This window comes from Pseudomonas sp. AC252 (assembly GCF_979258105.1).
In genome coordinates, this window is record NZ_OZ409837.1 from 1294787 (window position 1) to 1316190 (window position 21404).

At 61.4% G+C, this 21404-nt stretch carries 17 protein-coding genes and 1 pseudogene; 2 read left to right on the forward strand and 16 right to left on the reverse strand.

Features of this window, described 5'->3' with window-relative positions:
• Positions 1 to 117: 117 nt before the first annotated feature.
• From trpC to ACZZZ4_RS06130, 3 genes are read right to left on the reverse strand one after another with little or no spacing between them, the layout of a single operon-like run.
• The gene (trpC, locus tag ACZZZ4_RS06120) at positions 118 to 954 is read right to left on the reverse strand and encodes an indole-3-glycerol phosphate synthase TrpC (protein WP_150743524.1); all 837 of its coding nucleotides are present in this window, start codon (positions 952 to 954) and stop codon (positions 118 to 120) included.
• Complete coding sequence (gene trpD, locus ACZZZ4_RS06125) at positions 951 to 2000, reverse strand: anthranilate phosphoribosyltransferase (protein WP_039757740.1); 1050 nt, start codon at positions 1998 to 2000, stop codon at positions 951 to 953. Before trpD ends, trpC begins: the two co-directional genes overlap by 4 nt.
• 9 nt (positions 2001 to 2009) lie before the next feature.
• Positions 2010 to 2603, reverse strand: a complete 594-nt coding sequence (locus ACZZZ4_RS06130) for an aminodeoxychorismate/anthranilate synthase component II (RefSeq protein ID WP_463547433.1) — start codon at positions 2601 to 2603, stop codon at positions 2010 to 2012.
• A 407-nt stretch (positions 2604 to 3010) separates the two neighbouring features.
• Here ACZZZ4_RS06130 and estP point away from each other — a divergent pair, with 407 nt between their 5' ends.
• Positions 3011 to 4918 carry an esterase EstP gene (gene estP, locus ACZZZ4_RS06135; RefSeq protein WP_463547434.1) on the forward strand — a complete coding sequence of 636 codons (1908 nt, stop codon included), beginning with the start codon at positions 3011 to 3013 and terminating at the stop codon, positions 4916 to 4918.
• 172 nt (positions 4919 to 5090) lie between these two features.
• Here the strand turns inward: estP and trpE are convergent, their stop codons facing one another.
• The 10 genes from trpE to ACZZZ4_RS06185 form a co-directional block, all read right to left on the reverse strand.
• On the reverse strand, positions 5091 to 6572 hold the full coding sequence (gene trpE / locus ACZZZ4_RS06140) for an anthranilate synthase component I (protein ID WP_463547435.1): 1482 nt from the start codon (positions 6570 to 6572) through the stop codon (positions 5091 to 5093).
• 70 nt (positions 6573 to 6642) lie between these two features.
• Positions 6643 to 7461 carry a phosphoglycolate phosphatase gene (locus ACZZZ4_RS06145; protein ID WP_041476686.1) on the reverse strand — a complete coding sequence of 273 codons (819 nt, stop codon included), beginning with the start codon at positions 7459 to 7461 and terminating at the stop codon, positions 6643 to 6645.
• Positions 7458 to 8132 carry a ribulose-phosphate 3-epimerase gene (gene rpe, locus ACZZZ4_RS06150; RefSeq protein WP_007918813.1) on the reverse strand — a complete coding sequence of 225 codons (675 nt, stop codon included), beginning with the start codon at positions 8130 to 8132 and terminating at the stop codon, positions 7458 to 7460. The genes ACZZZ4_RS06145 and rpe overlap by 4 nt, the downstream gene beginning before the upstream one ends.
• Positions 8133 to 8246: 114 nt before the next feature.
• The gene (locus ACZZZ4_RS06155) at positions 8247 to 9395 is read right to left on the reverse strand and encodes an iron-containing alcohol dehydrogenase (protein ID WP_463547436.1); all 1149 of its coding nucleotides are present in this window, start codon (positions 9393 to 9395) and stop codon (positions 8247 to 8249) included.
• A gap of 213 nt (positions 9396 to 9608) precedes the next feature.
• Positions 9609 to 10433, reverse strand: a complete 825-nt coding sequence (locus tag ACZZZ4_RS06160) for an ABC transporter permease (protein ID WP_016772909.1) — start codon at positions 10431 to 10433, stop codon at positions 9609 to 9611.
• Between the two features lie 12 nt (positions 10434 to 10445).
• Positions 10446 to 11693, reverse strand: a complete 1248-nt coding sequence (locus tag ACZZZ4_RS06165; RefSeq protein WP_463547437.1) for an ABC transporter permease — start codon at positions 11691 to 11693, stop codon at positions 10446 to 10448.
• A gap of 276 nt (positions 11694 to 11969) precedes the next feature.
• Positions 11970 to 13013, reverse strand: a complete 1044-nt coding sequence (locus ACZZZ4_RS06170; RefSeq protein WP_016772907.1) for an ABC transporter substrate-binding protein — start codon at positions 13011 to 13013, stop codon at positions 11970 to 11972.
• 50 nt (positions 13014 to 13063) lie between these two features.
• Positions 13064 to 14188 carry an ABC transporter ATP-binding protein gene (locus ACZZZ4_RS06175; protein WP_463547438.1) on the reverse strand — a complete coding sequence of 375 codons (1125 nt, stop codon included), beginning with the start codon at positions 14186 to 14188 and terminating at the stop codon, positions 13064 to 13066.
• 354 nt (positions 14189 to 14542) lie between these two features.
• A complete protein-coding gene (locus ACZZZ4_RS06180) occupies positions 14543 to 15172 on the reverse strand; it encodes a response regulator (protein ID WP_463547439.1) in 630 nt (209 codons plus the stop codon).
• A gap of 84 nt (positions 15173 to 15256) precedes the next feature.
• Positions 15257 to 17653, reverse strand: coding sequence for a PAS domain-containing sensor histidine kinase (locus tag ACZZZ4_RS06185; protein ID WP_463547440.1), 2397 nt, complete (start codon positions 17651 to 17653; stop codon positions 15257 to 15259).
• 73 nt (positions 17654 to 17726) lie between these two features.
• On the opposite strand from ACZZZ4_RS06185, the gene ACZZZ4_RS06190 reads away from it, so the two are divergent.
• Positions 17727 to 18713 carry an alpha/beta hydrolase family protein gene (locus tag ACZZZ4_RS06190; protein ID WP_463547441.1) on the forward strand — a complete coding sequence of 329 codons (987 nt, stop codon included), beginning with the start codon at positions 17727 to 17729 and terminating at the stop codon, positions 18711 to 18713.
• A gap of 130 nt (positions 18714 to 18843) precedes the next feature.
• Here ACZZZ4_RS06190 and ACZZZ4_RS06195 read toward each other — a convergent pair whose 3' ends face one another.
• From ACZZZ4_RS06195 to ACZZZ4_RS06205, 3 genes and pseudogenes are all read right to left on the reverse strand, one after another.
• On the reverse strand, positions 18844 to 19611 hold the full coding sequence (locus tag ACZZZ4_RS06195) for a TerB family tellurite resistance protein (RefSeq protein WP_039757727.1): 768 nt from the start codon (positions 19609 to 19611) through the stop codon (positions 18844 to 18846).
• Between the two features lies 1 nt (position 19612).
• A complete protein-coding gene (gene murU, locus ACZZZ4_RS06200) occupies positions 19613 to 20284 on the reverse strand; it encodes an N-acetylmuramate alpha-1-phosphate uridylyltransferase MurU (RefSeq protein WP_122506051.1) in 672 nt (223 codons plus the stop codon).
• Positions 20281 to 21299, reverse strand: a pseudogene (locus ACZZZ4_RS06205) (aminoglycoside phosphotransferase family protein). Before ACZZZ4_RS06205 ends, murU begins: the two are co-directional and overlap by 4 nt.
• Positions 21300 to 21404: the final 105 nt, after the last annotated feature.

Below are 21404 nucleotides of genomic sequence, written 5' to 3' on the forward strand. Positions count from 1 at the left end.
GGAATCTTTAGAGGTTATGAGGACGTCTTCGCGAGCAAGCTCGCTCCCACAGGGAAATGCATTCCAAATGTGGGAGCGAGCTCGCTCGCGAAACGGTCGACTCGGTCTGAAAGAATATCAGTCGAGGGTCGACCCGCTGATCGGCACACCACGCTCCGGAAAGAACAAGCGCTGCAATTCAACGCCAGGGTTTTCCGCGCGCATGAACGCTTCGCCGACCAGGAACGAGTACACATCGCTGATTTCCATCAGCTCGACGTCGGCCCGATTGAGGATGCCGCTCTCGGTGATCACCAGGCGATCGCGCGGGATGCGCGGCAGCAGGTCGAGGGTGGTTTCCAGGCTGACATCAAAAGTATGCAGGTTGCGGTTGTTGACCCCGACCAGCGGCGTGTCGAGGGTTTTCAACGCGCGCTCAAGTTCGTCACCGTCGTGCACTTCCACCAAGACGTCGAGACCGACGCCTTTGGCCACCGCGGCCAGCTCGGCCATCTTCACGTCGTCCAGCGCGGAGACGATCAGCAGCACGCAATCGGCGCCCAGCGCGCGGGCTTCAACGATCTGGTACGGATCGATCATGAAGTCCTTGCGGATCACCGGCAATTTGCAGGCGGCGCGCGCCTGTTGCAGGTAGGCATCGGCGCCCTGAAAGTAATCGATGTCGGTCAGCACCGACAGACAGGTCGCCCCGCCCTTCTCGTAGCTTTTGGCGATGTCGGCCGGCACGAAGTCTTCGCGGATTACGCCTTTGCTCGGCGAGGCCTTTTTGATTTCAGCAATCACGGCCGGTTGCTTCTTCTTCGCTTGCGCCAGCAAAGCCTGAGCAAAACCACGGGGTGCATCGGCCGCCTTGGCCAGACTTTCCAGCTCGCTCAGGCTGACCCGGGCGCTGCGCTCGGCGACTTCCTCAACCTTGCGCGCCAAAATGTTTTCCAGAACCGTCGGTACACTCATCCTTCATTCTCCACTTTGAATACCGCGGTAAAGGCACCCAGCTCCTCGAGCTTTTCTCGAGCGAGGCCGGTGTGCAGCGCGTCGTGCGCCAGCTCCACACCCTGTTTCAGACTGCTTGCCAGGTCGGCGGCATACAGCGCCGCACCGGCATTGAGCACAATCATCTCGGCAGCTTTCTGGCCGTTTTCGGTTTTGCGCTTGCCGAGGGCATCACGGATCAGCGCCAGCGAAGCTTCCGGGCCTTCGACCGACAGGCCGTGCAGGCTCTGGCTCTTCATGCCGAGGTCTTCCGGTTCGACCCAATACTCAGTGATTTCGTTGTTCTTCAGCTCGGCGACAAAGGTCGGCGCGGCGAGGCTGAATTCATCCAGACCGTCCTTCGAATGCACCACCAGCACGTGCTTGCTGCCCAGCCGCTGCAAGACTTCGGCCAGTGGCCGGCATAGCGTCTGGGTGAACACGCCGACGACCTGATGTTTCACACCGGCCGGATTCGTAAGCGGGCCAAGCATGTTGAACAGCGTGCGCAGGCCGAGTTCGCGACGCGGGCCGGCGGCGTACTTCATCGCTTTGTGATGGGTCTGGGCGAACATGAAACCGATGCCGACGTTGTCGATGCAGCGCGCGACCTGTACCGGAGTCAGATTCAGGTAAATGCCGGCAGCTTCCAGCAGATCGGCGCTGCCGCTCTTGCCGGACACTGCGCGGTTGCCGTGCTTGGCCACGGTGCAACCGGCCGCCGCGACAACAAAGGAAGACGCGGTCGAGACGTTGAAGATGTTCGCACCGTCACCGCCGGTACCAACCACATCGACCACGCCATCGAGGGTTTTCAGCTGGACCTGATCGGCCAGCTCGCGCATCACCGACACCGCGCCGACAATTTCGTCGATGCTCTCGCTCTTCATGCGCATGGCCATCATGAACGCGCCAATCTGCGCTTCGGTGCACTGGCCGGTCATGATCTCGCGCATTACGTCACGCATTTCCTCGGTGCTCAGGTCGAGATGCTCGACGATACGGCTCAGGGCTGTCTTGATATTCATGGGAAGTCCTTAGCGCGTGCCGCCGGTTTGTTTGAGGAAATTGGCAAACAGTTCATGACCCTGCTCGGTGAGGATCGATTCGGGATGGAACTGTACGCCTTCGATGTTCAGGGTCTTGTGACGCAGGCCCATGATCTCGTCGACCGAGCCGTCATCGTGCTGGGTCCATGCGGTCAGCTCGAGGCAATCGGGCAGGCTGTCGTGCTTGACGATCAGCGAGTGGTAACGGGTAACGGTGAGTGGGTGATTGAGGCCGGCGAACACGCCCTTGTTCTCGTGGAATACCGGGCTAGTCTTACCGTGCATGACTTGGCGGGCACGCACCACATCACCGCCGAAGGCCTGGCCGATGGACTGGTGGCCGAGGCAAACGCCGAGGATCGGCAGTTTGCCGGCGAAGTGCTTGATCGCGTCGATGGAAATGCCTGCCTCGGTAGGCGTGCACGGCCCGGGGGAAACCACGATGCGCTCGGGATTCAGCGCCTCGATTTCGGCGATGGTCAGTTCGTCGTTGCGCACCACTTTGACCTCGGCACCCAGCTCGCCGAGGTATTGCACAACGTTGTAGGTAAAGGAGTCGTAGTTGTCGATCATCAGCAACATGGCGTTTCGAACCTCTTGAATTCTGACTTGATGACAGCCTTCAGATGACTTGCCCGCAGGGCGCTGCGCGATGTCGGACGCGCAGAGAGCGCCAGCACAGCGGCATTTCAAACAGACAAGGAAGGCAAAGCGATACAGATCCGGCGGAGCCGGCAGAGAAGATTCAGGCGCGCCAACGCCAGCGGGCGTGTGCCTTGATGACTTGATCCAGGAGTTTGCTGGTGATCAACACGGGGAAGGTCTCGTTCATACGTTCCGGCACAGTAACTTAGCTGGGCGGACCGTGCAATATGGCGGGGCCTGCGGGTTATAAAACGGCAGAAGGATTCGCGACCGATGGCAAAATGCCGAACGTTTTTGGTACTGTCGTTTCGTTCACCTACAACAATAAATAAACGGACTTGCTCATGATCAGACAGACGTTGTTTGTACCGCTGGCCAGTTGCTTGCTCGCACTGGCCTGCGCCCAGGCCAATGCGGCGCCCAATCCTTATTCCAGTTTCATTGTGTTCGGCGACAGCCTCAACGATGCTGGGACCTTCGCCGACACCGGCGGCCCCGCGGGTTCCACCGAGCGCTACACCAACCGCACCGGGCCGGTGTATCAGAATGGCAGCGGCGAAGTTTATTCATTGAATTCCACGCAACTGCTCGGTGCCCGCCTGGGCTATTCGCCTGACCAGACAGCCTCCTCCAGTTCTGCGGTGCGCGCGGCAAACGGTCAACCCGACGGCAACAACTGGGCGGTCGGCGGTTATCGCACCGACCAGATTCTCGACTCGATCACTACCCAGTCGGCCACTGGCGAACGCACGCGGCCCGGTTACCTTCCTTCGAACGGCCTGCGCGCCGACCCGAATGCGCTGTATTACATTTCCGGTGGCGGCAACGACTTCCTCCAGGGCCGCATTCTCAGCCTGCCCCAGGCCAACGCCGCAGCCGATCGCCTGGCCGACAGCGTGCAAACCCTGCAGACCGCCGGCGCCAAATACGTGATGGTCTGGCTGCTGCCCGACGTGGGCCTGACCCCGGCCCTCAATGGCACGCCGCTGCAAGCATTCAGCAGCACCCTCGCCAACCAGTTCAACAGCCAGTTGGTGACGCGCCTGCAGGGCATCAATGCCGAAGTCATTCCGCTGAATATTCCGGTGCTGCTGTCGGAAGTTTTCGCCGACCCGGGACGCTTCGGTCTGGCCATCGATCAGAACCTCACCGCGACTTGCTTCAGCGGCGGCGGCTGCCCGGAAAACGCCCGCTACGGGATCAACAGTGCAACGCCGGATCCGACCAAACTGATCTACAACGATGGCGTGCACCCGACCGAATCCGGGCAGAAACTGATCGCCGATTACGCCTACTCTCTACTGGCAGCGCCGTGGGAACTGAGCCTGTTGCCGGAAATGGCCCACGGCACTGTGCGTGCGCATCAGGATGAATTGCGTAACCAATGGCAGGCGGACTGGGAGAACTGGCAAGCGGTCGGCCAATGGCGCGCGATTGTCTCGGCCGGCGGACAACGTCTGGATGTCGACAGCCAGAGCAGCGGCGCCAGTGCCGATGGCAGCGGTTACAACCTCAACGTCGGCGGCAGCTATCGCCTGAACGAAGCCTGGCGCGTGGGCGTGGCGGCCGGTTTGTACCGACAGAATCTCGAGGCCGGGCACAACGATTCCGACTACAAACTCAACAGCTACATGGCCACCGCGTTTGCCCAGTTCCAGCAGAACCGCTGGTGGGCCGACGCGGCGCTGACCGGCGGCAAACTCGACTACGACAACCTCAAGCGCAAGTTCGACCTCGGCGCCAGCGAGGGCGCGGAGAAAGGCGATACCGACGGCAGCCTGTGGGCGTTCAGCACGCGTCTCGGCTATGACATTGCGCAACCGGGCAGCCAATGGCACCTGTCGCCGTTTGTCAGCGCCGATTACGCCAGTGTCGATGTCGACGGTTACTCGGAAAAGAGCAACCGCGCCACCGCGCTGACCTTCGATGACCAGAGCCGCGATTCAAAACGCCTGGGCCTGGGCATCCAGGGCAAGTACAACTTCACCGCGCAAACCCAGGTGTACGGCGAATACGCCCACGAGCGTGAGTACGAAGATGACGTGCAGAAGGTCAACATCGCACTCAACACCCTGCCGGCCAATGACTTCACCCTGGAAGGCTACACACCGGCAAGTCACCTGAACCGCTTGAGCCTCGGTGTCAGTCACAAGCTGACGGCGGATCTGGCGCTGCGTGGCGGTTATACGTTCCGCAAGGACGATGACTTCAAGCAGCAGGGAGTGAATGTCGGGGTCGTGCTGGATTTCTGAGTCGTAGATGCAAAAAAGCGGCGCCTGACAGGGCGCCGCTTTTTTATGCCTCAACACAAAACCCAATGTGGGAGCGAGCCTGCTCGCGAAAGCGCTGGGTCAGTCAATATCAACGGTGACTGACACCCCATCTTCGCGAGCAGGCTTGCTCCCACATGGGAAATTGCGTGGATCAGGCGTCCGGGGTCTGCTCGGCCAACGCCACGGCGCGGAACATCGCGCGGCGTTTGTTCAGGGTTTCTTCCCATTCCAGCGCCGGCACCGAGTCGGCGACGATGCCGCCGCCGGCCTGCACGTGCAATTCACCGTTCTTGATCACCGCCGTGCGAATGGCAATCGCGGTGTCCATGTTGCCGTTCCAGGCGAAGTAACCGACCGCACCGCCGTACACGCCACGCTTGACCGGCTCCAGTTCATCGATGATTTCCATCGCACGAATCTTCGGCGCGCCCGACAAGGTGCCCGCTGGCAGAATCGCCCGCAGTGCGTCCATCGCGGTCAGTCCTTCTTTCAACTGGCCGGTGACGTTGGAGACGATGTGCATCACATTGGAATAACGCTCGATGACCATTTTCTCGGTGAGCTTCACCGAACCGATTTCCGAGACTCGCCCGGTATCGTTGCGGCCCAGATCGATCAGCATCAAGTGCTCGGCGATCTCCTTGTCATCCGAGAGCAGATCCTGCTCCAGCGCCACATCGGCTTCTTCGGTGGCGCCGCGTGGGCGAGTGCCGGCGATCGGGCGCACGGTGATCAAATTGTCTTCAACACGCACCAGCACTTCCGGCGAACTGCCGACGACGTGGAAATCGCCGAAGTTAAAGAAGTACATGTACGGCGTCGGGTTGAAGCACCGCAGCGCGCGGTATAGATCGATCGGCGCAGCCTTGAAGTCGATCGACATGCGCTGCGACGGCACCACCTGCATGCAGTCGCCGGCGAGGATGTATTCCTTGATGGTGTCGACGGCTTTTTCGTAATCGTCCTGAGTGAAACTGGAACGAAACACCGGATCGGCCGCTTGCTGTTTGCTGAAATCCAGGCCACGACGCGGGGTGATCGGCTGACGCAGTTGCTCGAGCAGTTCCTGCAACCGCGCCTCGCCTTGTTCGAAGGCATCGGCCTGCGCCGGGTCGGCGAGGACGATCGCGTGCATCTTGCCGGCCAGATTGTCGAATACCACGACAGCGTCGGAGACCATCAGCAGAATGTCCGGCACGCCCAGCGGATCCGGGTTCGGGCATTTGCCCAGACGCTTCTCGACATAGCGCACACAGTCGTAACCGAAGTAGCCGACCAGACCACCGTTGAAGCGCGGCAGGCCGGCGATGGTCGGCACGTTGTAGCGCGCCTTGAAGGTTTCGACGAACGCCAGCGGGTCTTCAACCTCGTGGCTCTCGGTCTCGACGCCATCCACGCTGATGCTGACGTGATGGTCGTGCACCCGCAGCACAGTGCGGCACGGCAGGCCGATGATCGAGTAACGGCCCCATTTCTCGCCGCCCTGCACCGATTCGAGCAGGTAGGAGTTGGGCTGGTCGGCCAGTTTCAGGTAGATCGACAGCGGCGTGTCGAAGTCAGCCAGGGTTTCGCAGGCCAGCGGGATGCGGTTATAGCCGTCAGCGGCCAGACGCAGGAATTCTTCGCGATTCATAAGGTGCCTCGTGGTGTGAGGTGCAATCAGTCAGGTATGCAAACGCGCCGGCAGGGCCGGCCAGAATCAGTCAGGCGCGCCAACGCCAACGGGCCAGGGCCTTGATGACTTTCATCCAGAGTTTGCGGGTGACCACCACGATGGCGTTTCCAGAAGGGGGTTGAACAGCGTCGGGCAACGTTATCCCACCGGCCAGATCCAGGCAACCGGGAATTAGTTTGCGCAAATCGTCGATCACCAGCGCCGGCGATTCCTCGGCAATCGGCCGGCCATGGTTGTAGCCATAACTGAGCGCCACACATTTGACCCCCGCCGCTTTCGCCGCTTGCACATCGCTGCGCGAGTCGCCGACGAACAACGATTGCGAGGCCGGAATATTGGCCATTTTCATCACGAAAAACAGTGCTGCCGGGTCAGGCTTCTTCTGCGGCAGGGTATCGCCGCCGATGATCCACTTGAAGTAGCGACCGATCTTCATCTGATCGAGCAGCGGCGCGACGAAGCGCTCGGGCTTGTTGGTGATCAGCGCCATGGCCACGCCTTGCTTGTGCAGCCACTTGAGCGTGTCGCGCACACCGGGATAGACCACGGTCAGCTCATGGCTGGCGCCGTACGCCTCCATGAAAATCTCCAATGCGCGCTCGGCTTCAGCGTCATCCACAGCCGAATGATCGATGCCACCGGCCAAGGCCCGACGCACCAGCACCGGCGCGCCATTGCCGACCCATTCGCGCACTGCTTCGATGCCCGCCGGCGGACGGCCGAGGGAGAGCAGCATGGTGTCCACCGCCGCCGCCAGGTCGGGAACCGAATCGATCAGCGTGCCATCCAGATCGAACATCACCAACCGTGGCAGTTGCCCCGGGAACAACTGCTCAAAACCGCTCATGGGCGTGCCAGTGCCAGTTCGGAACGCATCTTGTCGATGACTTCCTGATAGTTCGGCGCGTTGAAAATGGCCGAACCGGCGACGAAGGTGTCAGCGCCGGCAGCGGCGATTTCGCGGATATTGTTGACGTTGACGCCGCCGTCGATTTCCAGACGGATGTCGCGGCCCGAGGCATCGATGATGGCGCGCGCTTCACGCAGCTTGTCGAGGGTGCCGGGAATGAACTTCTGCCCGCCGAAGCCCGGGTTGACGCTCATCAGCAGGACCATGTCGACCTTGTCGATCACGTACTTGAGCACGTCCAGCGGAGTCGCCGGATTGAACACCAGGCCGGACTTGCAGCCGCCTTCACGGATCAGCTGCAGCGAGCGATCGACGTGCAAAGTAGCTTCGGGGTGGAAGGTGATGTAGGTCGCGCCGGCTTCAATGAAGTCGCCGACGATGCGGTCCACCGGGCTGACCATCAGGTGCGCGTCGATCGGCGCGGTGACGCCGTACTTGCGCAGCGCCGCGCAGACCATCGGGCCGATCGTCAGGTTCGGTACGTAGTGGTTGTCCATGACATCGAAGTGGACGAAGTCGGCGCCGGCGGCGAGAACGTTGTCCACTTCCTCGCCGAGGCGGGCGAAGTCGGCGGAGAGGATCGACGGAGCAATTACGAAGGGCTGCATGACGCACCTGTGCTGAGCTAAATCACGATGGCGCGCATTGTATACCTCAAGTTTCCACGCGCGCACCGGGACCGCGATGATTGGGTTGTGCCATGAGCCCTCAGCGACCGCGCCTCAGTAAGCCGCGCGGTAGATCTTCTCGATATCGCCGGCGCTGAGTTTGCGCGGATTGTTGCGCATCAGCCGCTCGATGCCGGCGGCCTCCACGGCCATCGCCGGGATCGCTTCCTCCGGCACGCCGAAACTGCGCAGCCCGGCAGGGATTTCCACCGCCGCGCACAGGTCGGTCATGGCCTGCACGGCTTTTTCCGCTGCTTCGCTGACGCTCAGATGAGCGGTCTTCACGCCCATGGCTTCGGCAATATCCTGCATGCGTTCGACGCAGGCCATTTTGTTCCAGGTCATCACATAGGGCAGCAGCAAGGCGTTGCTGACGCCGTGGGCAATGTTGAAGCGCCCGCCCAACGGATACGCCAGCGCATGCACCGCACCCACCCCGGCGTTACCGAACGCCATGCCGGCCATCAGGCTGGCGGTGGCCATGTCTTCGCGCGCTTGCAAGTTGGCACCGTTGGCGTAGGCCTTGGGCAAGGCGCTGGCGATCAACTTGATCGCGCCAATGGCGAGGGAGTCGGTGATCGGCGAGGCATTCACCGACAGATAGGATTCAATGGCGTGCACCAGTGCATCGACACCACTGGCGGCGGTGACGCTGCGCGGACAGGTCAGGGTCATTTGCGGACTGACCAGCGCCACGTCCGGCAGCAGATAGTCGCTGACGATGCCTTTCTTCAACTGCGCGACCTTGTCCGAGAGGATCGCCACGTTGGTGACTTCAGAGCCAGTGCCGGCGGTGGTCGGAATGGCAATCAGCGGCGGGCCTTTGCGCGGCACCTGATCGACGCCGAACAGATCTTCCAGCGCGCCGTGGTAACCGGCGTAGGCGGCGACACTCTTGGCAATGTCGATGGCGCTGCCTCCGCCAAGGCCGATCAAACCGTCATGCCCGCCCTCGCGATAGGCGCGCATGCAGTCTTCGACGATGGCGATTTCCGGATCGGGCAGCACACGGTCGAAAATCTCGTACTCGCGCCCGCCGAGTTGCACCAGCGCCAGCTCGACGGTGCCGGACTTGACCAGCGCCGCGTCGGTGACGATCAGCGGGTTGTCGACATCAAGGCGCGTGAGCTCGGCGGCCAGTTGCTCGATGGCTGCGGCGCCGGTGATCAGTTTGTGAGCGATTTTGAACTGGGACAGACTCATGGTGCGCAGCCTCTTATAGATGTGGGAGCTGGGCACAAGATTAGCTGGGGATTTGGGGTTGTCTGCTATTCAGGTCATGAATGACCAACGGATAACCTGTAGGAGCTGCCGAAGGCTGCGATCTTTTGATCTTGATTTAAAAGCAAAATCAAAAGATCGCAGCCTTCGGCAGCTCCTACAGAAAACGATTCGGTTCCGGCAGAGGGGCTGGTGTCAGACCTGCGCAGTACGCAGTTTCTCGCTACGCCCGCGCAGCCATTCAAGGGTCAGAAGCAGGATGACGGAGAAAGCAATCAGCAACGTCGCCGCAGCGGCAATCGTCGGGCTGAGGTTCTCGCGAATGCCGCTGAACATCTGCCGAGGCAACGTCGCCTGCTCGGGCCCGGCAAGAAACAGCGTTACCACCACTTCATCGAACGACGTCGCAAAGGCAAACAGCGCCCCGGAAATCACCCCCGGCGCAATCAGCGGCAAGGTCACCCGGCGGAACGCCGTCAGCGGTGAAGCGCCGAGACTCGCAGCGGCACGCACCAGATTGTGATTGAAACCCTGCAACGTCGCCGAAACCGTGATGATCACAAACGGCACGCCCAGCACCGCGTGCACGACAATCAGCGAAAAGAAGCTGTTGCCCAGTCCCAACGGCGCGAAGAACAGATAACTCGCCACGCCGATGATCACCACCGGCACCACCATCGGCGAGATCACCAGCGCCATCACCAGCGACTTGCCGGGGAAGTCGCCACGGGTCAGGCCGATCGCCGCCAGCGTGCCGAAGATCATCGCCAGCACCGTTGCCGCCGGGGCGACGATGATGCTGTTTTTCAGTGCGCGCATCCATTCCGCCGAGGCGAAGAAGTCGTGATACCACTGCAGCGAGAAGCCCTGCAGCGGATAGACCAGAAAACTCCCCGAGTTGAACGACAGCGGAATAATCACCAGCACCGGCAGGATCAGAAACAACAGGATCAGGCCGCAGAGAATCCGCAGGCTGTAGAACCACACCCGTTCGATGGGCGACATGTAAGGACTCAGCATCGCAAATTCCCCTTAGCTCAGGCGCAGGCGACTGGCGCCGACCAGCCAACTGTAGATCAGATAAAGCACCACGGTCGCCAGCAACAGCAGCCCGCCGAGCGCGGTGGCCATGCCCCAGTTGATGCTGGTGTTGGTGTAGAAGGCGACGAAGTAGCTGACCATTTGGTCGTTCGGGCTGCCGAGCAGCGCCGGGGTGATGTAGTAGCCGATGGCGAGGATGAACACCAACAGGCAGCCGGCGCCGACACCAGCATAGGTCTGCGGGAAGTACACACGCCAGAAGCTGGCGAACGGATGGCAACCGAGGGAAATCGCCGCGCGCATGTAGGTCGGCGAGATGCCTTTCATCACGCTGTAGATCGGCAGAATCATGAACGGCAGCAGGATGTGCACCATCGAGATGTACACGCCGGTGCGGTTGAACACCAGTTCCAGCGGTTTATCGATGATGCCCATGGCCAGCAGCGCACTGTTGATCAGGCCGCCGGATTGCAGCAGCACGATCCAGGCTGCAACCCGCACCAGAATCGAGGTCCAGAACGGCAGCAGCACCAGGATCATCAGCAGGTTGCTTTGGCGCGAAGGCAGATTCGCCAGCAGATAAGCCAATGGATAGGCGAGCAACAGGCAGATCACGGTGATGACCAGGCCCATCCAGAAGGTGCGGGCGAAAATGTCGAGGTAGATCGCCTGATCCGGGGTGGCTGGTGCCAGTTCGCCGAGGTCATCGATACGGTGATCGACCGCCGCCAGCAGGTAATACGGAGTGATGCTGCTGGTGTTGCGTTTCACCGCTTGCCAATAAGCCGGATCGCCCCAGCGTTCGTCGAGCGCTTCCAGCGCTTCTTTATAAGAGGCCGGTTCGCTGGCGAACGGCAGCGCCCGGGCGGTTTTGGTCAGCAGGCTGCGGTAGCCAGCCAACTCCATGTTCAAGCGCTTGGACAGATCGCCCAGCGTCTGGTTTTTGCGGGCTTCGGCGAGGTCTTCGCTGGCCGCCTTGTACACCGGCTCGGCGGGCAGACCACGGCCGTCCCAACTTGAGATGGCAGTGACAGTGCGCGGCATGCCGCCAACCACTTCCGGGTTGCCGACGCTTTTATAGAGCAGCGCCACGATCGGCACCAGAAACACCAGCAGCAGAAACAGCACCAGCGGCGCAATCAGCGCCTGGGCCTTCCAGCGGTTGACCCGCTCGGCGTGCTTGAGCTTTTGCTTCAAGGTGGGGCTGGCGCCCTCGTTCAGGGGAACGGCGATGGCCATGACGTACTCCGCAAATCTTTGATCGTTACAGAGGTGGCGAACCACCTCTGTTGTGTTGGAACACTGCTACCTGTGGGAGCGAGTCCTCCTGTGGCAGCGAACCTTTGTGGCGAGGGATTTATCCCCGTTCGGCTGCGCAGCAGTCGTAAAACCTGAGAATGCGGTTTACCTGACCCACCGAGCGGGTATGGCTTCGGGGCTGCTTCGCAACCCAACGGGGATAAATCCCCTCGCCACAAAAGCGCCCTTGCCATCTCCATACAGGTAAAAAAGTGGTTATTTCGCCGCCCAGGAATTGAAGCGCTGCTCCAGTTGCTCGCCGTTGTCAGCCCAGAAGCTGACGTCGATCTGCACCTGGTTGGCGATGTTTTCCGGGGTGGTTGGCATGTCCTTCAGGACATCCTTGGCCAGCAGCGGCACAGCCTGGGTGTTGGCCGGGCCGTAGGCGATGTTTTCCGAGTAGGTCTTCTGCTGCTGCGGCTGCACCGAGAAGGCGATGAATTTCTTCGCCGCTTCCGCGCGCTTGGCGTCCAGGCCTTTCGGGATGGCCCAGGCGTCGAAGTCGTAGATGCCGCCGTTCCACACGACTTTCAGGTTGGATTCTTTCTGCACCGCAGCGATGCGACCGTTGTAGGCCGAACTCATTACCACGTCGCCGGAAGCGAGGTATTGCGGCGGTTGCGCGCCGGCTTCCCACCACTGAATGCTTGGCTTGAGCTCATCGAGTTTCTTGAACGCCCGATCCTGGCCGCCCTTGCTCGCCAGCTCCTTGTAGACGTCTTTCGGCGCCACGCCGTCGGCCATCAAGGCGAATTCGAGGGTGTACTTGGCGCCTTTGCGCAGGCCGCGCTTGCCCGGGAATTTCTTCGTATCCCAGAAATCCGCCCAACTGGTCGGTGCGGTTTTCAGCTTGTCGGCGTTGTAAGCCAGCACGGTCGACCAGACGAAGAAACCTACGCCGCACGGCTGAATGGCGCCCTTGACGTAGTCTTCGGTCTTGCCGAACAGCGCAGGATCAAGCTGCTCGAACATGTCTTCGTCGCAACCGCGGGACAGCTCTGGCGATTCAACTTCGACCAGATCCCACGACACGCTCTTGGTGTCGACCATGGCTTTGACCTTGGCCATCTCGCCGTTGTATTCGCCGGCAACGATCTTGCCGTTACCCGCCGCTTCCCACGGTGCATAGAAGGCTTTGACTTGCGCCGCCTTGTTCGCCCCGCCAAACGACACCACGGTCAAGTCCGGGCCGGCGGCCATCGCGCCGGTCGCACCCATCAGGCCCAGAGTCAGGGCGGTGAACTTCAGGGATCTCAACATTTATTGTTCTCTCCACGTGCAGGATTGGTGGGTTGGTATTGCCGGGGCGCTTAGTGCGCCTCTAAAAGCGGATCAAGCGCGCGAACGTGCTCGACCTGCCAGCCAAGCGGAACCACGTCGCCGACGCTGAGCGCAGGATCGAGCTCGGCAATCGGTTGTTTCACGAAGAAGTCGGTCTTGCCGCAGACTTCCAGGCGCACCCGGACGTGGTCGCCCAGATAGATGAATTCCGCCACCCTCCCTGAGAAGCGGTTGACGCATTGATCGCTCGAACCGTTGAGACTGACGCGCTCCGGACGGATCGACAGGGTCACTGGCTCGCCGGTCTGGCCGACGTTGACCGCCAGCGCCTCGACCTTTTCGCCACGGCCCAGTTCGACCACGCAACGCTCGCCGCTCTGGCTGAGCAGGCGGCCGTTGAGACGGTTGTTCTCGCCGATGAAGTTGGCGACAAAGGTGTTTTTCGGCTCTTCGTAAAGCGTGCGCGGCGGCGCGATCTGCTGGATCTCGCCCTGATGGAACACGGCAACGCGATCGGACATGGTCAGCGCTTCGCCTTGGTCGTGAGTCACGTAGACGACGGTCACGCCGAGGCGCTGGTGCAGGTGCTTGATCTCCATCTGCATGTGTTCACGCAGTTGTTTGTCGAGTGCGCCGAGCGGCTCGTCCATCAACACCAGTTGCGGCTCGAACACCAGCGCGCGTGCCAGTGCCACACGCTGCTGCTGACCACCGGACAGCTGCGCCGGATAACGCGAGGCGAAGGCATCGAGCTGAACCATGCTGAGGACTTTCTTCACCCGCTCGCTGACGTCGCTTTTGTTCAGGCCACGCACGGACAGCGGAAAAGCGAGGTTTTCGGCAACGGTCATGTGCGGGAACAGCGCGTAATTCTGGAACACCATGCCGATGTCGCGCTTGTGCGGCGGCACGTTGTTGATCGAACGCCCGGCCAGCAGAATCTCGCCGGCGGTCGGCGTCTCGAATCCGGCGAGCATCATCAGGCTGGTGGTCTTGCCCGAACCGGACGGCCCGAGCAGGGTGAGGAATTCGCCTTTGCGAATGTCCAGGTTGAGGTCTTTGACGATCAGGTTCTCGCCGTCGTAGCTCTTCTGCACACCACGAAAGCTGACCAGCACATCACCGGTCCCTGCGTTTGTATCGACCTGGCTCATACCCACACCTTTGTTGTTGATGACTGCTTGTTCATCAAGCCTAGTGGCTGGCGGCGGCCACGCAAATCGGGGCGCAGGAGAGAATCGCTTAAGCGTAATGGAAGGCTGGGGGTAGGGATTGCCCTACAAGGATGGCGCGTTTGGGCAAACGCAGCGGCAAGGGGCAAGCTGCAAGCGGCAAGAACAGGCAAAAGCGTTTGTCGCTAACAGATATGCCCAAGATGCCAGCCTCAAAGCACATCCCTTGTGGGAGCGGGCTTGCTCGCGAATGCGGTGGGTCATTCAACTCATTCGGCGACTGGTACACCGCTTTCGCGAGCAAGCCCGCTCCCACAGTTTTGACCGCGGTGATTTTTAGAGGAGTTTGTGCTCCATCGCATATTTCACCAGCTCGGCCAGCGAGGTGATGTTGAGCTTCTGCATCAGCCGCGCCTTGTGCGTGCTGATGGTCTTGCTGCTCAAGGCCAGTTGCTGGGCGATGTCGTTGACGTTGGCGCCTTGGGCCAGGCGCTCGAACACCGAGAATTCGCGTTCCGACAGCAGCGAATGCAGCGGCCGGGTATCGGTCAGGCCGACTTCGAAGACCATGCGGTCGGCCAGTTCCGGGTCAATGTAACGCCCACCCGCCGCGACTTTGCGAATCGCCGTGAGCAGCAGCGCCGGGTCGCTGTCCTTGGTCGCATACCCGGCCGCGCCGACCTTCAAGGCTCGCGCGGCCATTTGCGCTTCGTCGTGCATCGACAGCACCAGAATCGCCGGCGGACTGTTCAGCGCCCGGATACGCGGGATCGCTTCCAGGCCATTGACGCCGGGCATGGAGATGTCCAGCAACACCACCTCGCAAGGCACGCTGCGCAGAGTCTCCAGCAGTTGCTCACCATTGCTCGCCTCCCCCACCACTTGCAGATCCTTGGCCAGGCCGATCAATTGCTTGATGCCTTCACGGACGATGGTGTGGTCTTCGGCTACCAGTACACGGATCACGTTCTTCTCCAGATTTCAGGTACACACCAATCCCTGTAGGAGTGAGCCTGCTCGCGATAGCGTCAGCCCAAACACCACAGACTTTCAGACCTCACGCACCGGCACTCGCACCACCAGACTGGTGCCCTCCCCCGGCTCACTCACCAGCTCCAGCCGCCCGCCCATGATCAACACTCGCTCACGCATGCCGACCAGACCAAACGACGTCGGCCGACCCTCGGCGGCGACAAATCCTACGCCATCATCGCTGACGGTCAGACACAATTCATCGCCCGTAAGCGCCAGCGTCAATTCCACCGTATGCGCCTGAGCATGGCGCATCACGTTGGTCAGCGCTTCCTGCAAAATCCGGAACAGCCCCACCGCCTTGGCATCGCTGAGCGCCGGCAGGTTGTCCGGCACCTGCACCAGACACGGTATCTGTGTGCGCGCCTCGAAACGCCGAGCCTGCCACTCGATGGCCGAGGCAATCCCCGCATCAAGAATCGGCGGACGCAACGCCGTCGCCACATCGCGCACCAGCTGAAATAACTGTGCGATCAGGCGCTTCATGCTGTTGAGCCGCTCGTTGAGTCCCGGATCGAGTTGCGCGTAGGCCAATTCGCACATCGATGTCTCCAGTTTCAGCACGGTGAGCATCTGTCCCAACTCATCATGGACTTCGCGGGCGATGCGCGCCTTCTCTTCTTCGCGCACGCTCTCCAGGTGCGCCGACAGTTCACGCAGTTGCTCGCGCGAGGCCGCCAGTTCCAGCTCGATGCGTTTGCTTTCGCTGATGTCCCAGACGATGCCGTCCCACACATAGGCGCCGTCCTCCAACTGGCGGGTGATCGCCTTGATCTCGGCCCAGCGCTGCTCGCCCTGGCGCGTGACGATGCGCCCCTGCCATGACCAGTCGCTGTCGGTGTCCAGCGCCTGATCCTGGGTGCGGTGATAACTGGCCTTGTCGTCGGGATGCACCAGACTGCGCAGGCCCATGTCGCGATGGGCGATGGCTGCCGGCGCATAACCGACCAGACTTTCGCTGCCTTCGCTGATATAGGCAAAGTCGATCTGCCCAGTGACCGGTGCCCGCTCCAGCCTGAACACCAGACCCGGGACGTTGGCGGCGATGCCTTGCAAACGCGCCTCGCTTTCCTGCAGCGCGGCGAGCGCACGGCGACGGTCGGTGACATCGGTGAGGTAGACCACCAGATATTCACTGTCGCGAAAACGCAGGAAGCTCAGGGAAACGTCAGCCGGCAACACGCTGCCATCGGCACGCAGGCAGCTGCTTTCGAAGCTCAGCGGCCCTTCTTCACTGGCCCGTGCACGCTTCCACAGATTGAGCCAGCGATCCATGTGCAGGCCGGGCTCGAAATCGATCAGCGGCCGTTCGATCAGCCCGCCCGAGGGATAGCCGAGCATGTTTTCCGCCGCGCGGTTGGCGTAACGCACATGGCTGTCCCAATTGACCCAGAGAATGCCGACGGTGCTTTGGTCGATGGAAAACTGTGTCAGCCGCAGCGCCTCTTCACTGGCCGCGCGCAAGGCAATGTCTTCGCGGGCGCTGAGCAGGCGTTGTTCGAGGCTGTGCTGTTGGCGCCGCTGCCAGACCATGATCGCCGCGCAACTGAGCAGCATCACCGCGAACAACAGACTGAGGTTCTGCCAGAACCCCGGCGATTCGGTCAGCCGTGGGTATTTCGGCTGCAGCCATTGGTTGTGCAGTTGTTCCAGATCCTTGGCCGGGATCGCGCGCAAGGCGCTCTGGACGATGCCGGCCAGTTCCGGCCAATCGCGCCGCGAGGCCACGCGCAGCAGTTGCGGCAGGCCGATATCGCCGACCACTACCAGTTCGGCAAATTCCGGCTCCACCGACAGCCGGCCCAACTGTGCTTCGTCGACCACCGCGTAGGAGGCTTGCTGACTCAACAGCAGTTGCAAGGCCTGACGCTCCAGCGGTACGCCTTGCAGATTCAAGTGCGGATAGTTGCTGCGCAGGTAATCGGCGGTGCTGCTCGGCATGCGCACGGCGACGCGGGTCTGGCTGTCGAGTTTTTCCAGATCGACCGCGCCGCTGCTTTTCTGATCGCTGACCACCAATTGCGGCACGCGCATGTACGGGTCGGAAAACTGCCAGAGGCGCAGCGCGCTGGGAGTCTGGCTCAGGCCCGGGGCGATGTCGATTTCACCCTCGCGCAAAGCGCTTTCCAATGCCCCGATATCCTGAAAGTTACGCCAGCTCAGTTCCACGCCGAGGGTTTTGGCCAGCAGTTTCATCAACTCGACATTGGCCCCGGACAATCGCTGCAAGCGCCGATCGTAGGTTGCGTAGGGTGCTTGCAAGACCAGGCCGACGCGCAATTCGTTGTGCTGCGCCAGCCATTGCTGCTGCTCTGGCGACAATTGCGCGGCATGATCCGGTGGCGCAGGCGCCGCCCAGCCCATCAAGGGAAACCACAAACAGCCGATAACCCACAGGCAGCAAAATCGCTTCATTGAAGTCTCATACACTGACAAATTCTGACCAACCCATTAGGCTGCCGGGATACTTTCTGGCCTGGAATAACCGATGCCCTCTGTCTACCGCCTGGCACTGCCAGCATTGTGCCTGTCGCTGATCCTGCCTTGTGCGTTTTCCGTCGAAGCCGCCGACCCGGCGCCTGCCGCCACGGATAAACCCGCCGAAGAAAAACCGGCCGAGCGCCAGCCACTGCTTGAGCGTAGTCAGGAAGAGGCCGCCGCACTGCAACGTAAACTGCCGGCGCAAGAGCAGCAACAACTGCAGGCTGGCAGCGACACCTTCCTCGCCCTGTGGAAACCGGCCAACAGCGCCGAGCCCAAAGGCGCGGTGATCATCGTTCCCGGCACCGGCGAAACCGCTGACTGGCCGCAGGCAGTCGGCCCGTTGCGACGCAGATTGCCGGATGCCGAGTGGAGCAGCCTGAGCATTACCCTGCCGGACCTGCAAGGCGACGCTATCGCCCCGCGCGTGATCGAACCGGCCGCCGCGCCGAAAGCCCCGGAAACCACAAGCAAGGACGCCACCACCGCGCAACCGATCGAACAAGCCGCTGGTGGTGAAGCGGAAGTTGCCGAACAGGTGGTCGCCGAGACCAGCGAAGAACAGGCCAAGGCTGATGCCAATCGCATCTTCGGAAGGATTGACGCGGCGATTGCCTACGCCGAACAGCAAAGCGCGCGCAGCATTGTCCTACTCGGTCACGGCACCGGCGCCTATTGGGCGGCGCGCTTTCTCAGCGAGCGACAAACGCCTCAGGTGGAGAAACTGGTCATGGTTGACGCGCAAGCACCGGCCAAAGCCCTGCCGCCACTCGCCGAACTGACGCCGACGCTGAAGCTGCCGACGGTGGATATTTTTTATATGGACAAAGCGCTGGATCGCAACGCGGCGCTGGAGCGCATGCAGGCGAGCAAGCGTCTGAAGTCCTCGGCGTTCAGCCAGGTGGCGCTGAAGGTGTTGCCGGACAAGAAGGCTGAGCAGGAACAATTGTTTCGGCGGGTGCGGGGCTGGTTGAATCCGCAGGCTGTTGACTGATAACCGAGTCGCCCCATTCGCGAGCAAGCTCGCTCCCACATCTAACCGTGTTTTATCTGAAGGACCCGGGTCGAATGTGGGAGCGAGCTTGCTCGCGAAGGGGCCATTGCAGGCGTCACATCTTCAATGCCTAGCGAAAATCCCGCCGCTCCCGAATCAACGTATAGGCGCTATGCAATTCCCGCGTCCGCTCGGTCGCCTCACGCACCTGTGCCGGCGTCGCGCCGCTGCCGGCGATCTTGTCCGGGTGATGGCGACTAAGCAATCGCCGGTAGGCGCGCTTGATCTGTGCCGGCTCGCTGCTCGCCGACACCCCAAGCAATTTCATCGCCTCCTGATAGCTCACCGCCGCACTGACGATCGGCCGCTTGCCCGGTTCATAATCGCTGGCCAGCGCTTGCACCTGTTGCGGCGTCCAGCCCAGCCATTTGCCCCACTGCGCCAGTAACTCACGTTCGCTGACACCAGCGCGACCATCGGCCCAGACCATGCGCCAGCAGGCACGCAAAACGCCTTCGGCCGCATGGGGCTGAGTACTTAACCGGCGCAGATAGCCGCGCAGATTATCGCTGCCGGACTTGCCGCGATTGAACGCCGCGATGGCCCGTCGAGTCGCCGGCTCGCTCATCTCCAGCGCACGCATTTCATTGCGCGCCTGCTGGATATGCCCGTCAGTGACGCGCCCGTCGCTCTTGGCCAGACGCCCGAGCAACACGAACAGCAATTCGTCGTTGCGCAGCATCGGCCGGCCGCCGAGCTTTTCGCGTAAATGTCCCCAGCTCTGCAAGTGCAAGCGCCGATCCAGCGCCTGCCCCAACAACGCCCCAAGCATGGCCCCCGGAATGCTGGCAATCGCGTACCCCACTCCGGCTCCAATCAGAGTCCCTGGCCACAGCATCTCAGCGACTCGCTTCTATCAAAGCTTCGGCTTCGGCCAGACGCTCGTAGGTACCAACATCTACCCAATGCCCCTTCAACCGCTCGCCCGTCACTTCACCTTTGGCCATGACGTTGCGTAGCAGCGGCGCGAGCTTGAACGCGCCATCGCTGCAACCATCGAACAACTGCGGGTGCAGCACGGCGATGCCGCTGTAAGTCAGCGTCTGCTGATCAGGCTCGCCGTCCTGCACTTTGCCGTCGATGAGAGTGAAGTCGCCATTCGGGTGATGCGCCGGATTGTCCGCCAGCACCAAATGCGCCAGGCCATTGATCGGCTGGTGCAGCACGCTGAAGTCGTAATCGGTCCAGATGTCGCCGTTGACCACCAGAAACGCATCGTCACCAAGTAACGACAGCGCTCGGAAAATCCCGCCACCGGTTTCCAGCGGCTCGCCCTCCGGCGAGTACTGGATGCTCAGGCCGAAACGCGAACCGTCACCCAGATGATCCTCGATCTGCTGACCGAGCCAGGCGTGGTTGATGACGATTTCGTTGAAACCTGCGGCCGCGAGGGCACGCAGGTGATACTCGATCAGCGGCACGCCAGCGGCACGCACCAGCGGTTTCGGCGTGGTCAGGGTCAGCGGGCGCATGCGCTCGCCTTTGCCCGCCGCCAGAATCATTGCCTTCATGCCGTCGCTCCAGCACGCAAGCTGCTGAACAGCGCTTGCAGCTCCGCCAGTTCAGGGCGGCGCGCGATCACTGCTTCTATATAAGCGAAGAAGCGCGGCACGTCCGCCAGATAACGCGGCTTGCCGTCGCGATGACAGATGCGCGCGAAGATGCCGATGACTTTCAGGTGACGTTGCACACCCATCAGGTCGCTGGCGCGCAGAAAGTCTTCGAAGTCGGGCTGCACTGGGATGTCCAGCGCCGAGGCTTGCTGCCAATAACTTTCCAGCCAGCCGCGCACGCGTTCTTCAGGCCAACTGAGGAAGGCGTCCTTGAACAGGCAAGTCACGTCGTAGGTCACCGGGCCGTATACCGCGTCCTGGAAATCCAGCACGCCGGGATTGGGCTCGCTGAGCATCAGGTTGCGCGGCATGTAGTCGCGGTGCACCAGCACTTTCGGCTGCGCGAGCGCGCTGTCGATCAGCAGCTCACTGATGTGCTGCCATTGTTGCTGCTGAGCCGCATCGAATTCAATGCCCAGCTCATGCTTGACGTACCACTCGGGGAACAACTCCAGCTCACACCGCAACAGGGCGACGTCGTAACTCGGCAACGGCGCAACCATCGGCAACTGTTGAAAAGCCAACAGCGCTTGCAGGGCATCGTGGAATAACGCGTCGGCATTTTCGCCATCGATCACGTCGAGATAGGTCTTGTTGCCCAGATCATTGAGCAAAAGAAAACCGCGCTCGAGGTCCTCGGCATAAATTTTCGGCACATTTATTCCGGATTTCGCCAGCAAAAAGGCGATATCCACGAACGGTTTGCAGTTTTCCTGGGGGGCGGCGCGTCCATCACGACGAAGCTGCGACCATCGCCCTCCCAGCGGAAGTAGCGGCGGAAACTCGCGTCGCTGCTGGCCGCAGTCAACGTGGCCGGGGGCACGGTGCCCCAGCCCTGTTCGGCAAACAGCTTTGCCAACTGCTCATCGAGCCAAACTTTCAGGTGTTGCAAGCGTACATCTTGGTCAGGCATTGCAAGGGTCTCCGACGGCGCTAGCCGTCAAGCGGGTCATGCTTTATTATCCAGCATCTTTTTCAGACCATCGAGAGGCGTGCGGCCCACACCGCGGGCAGATGG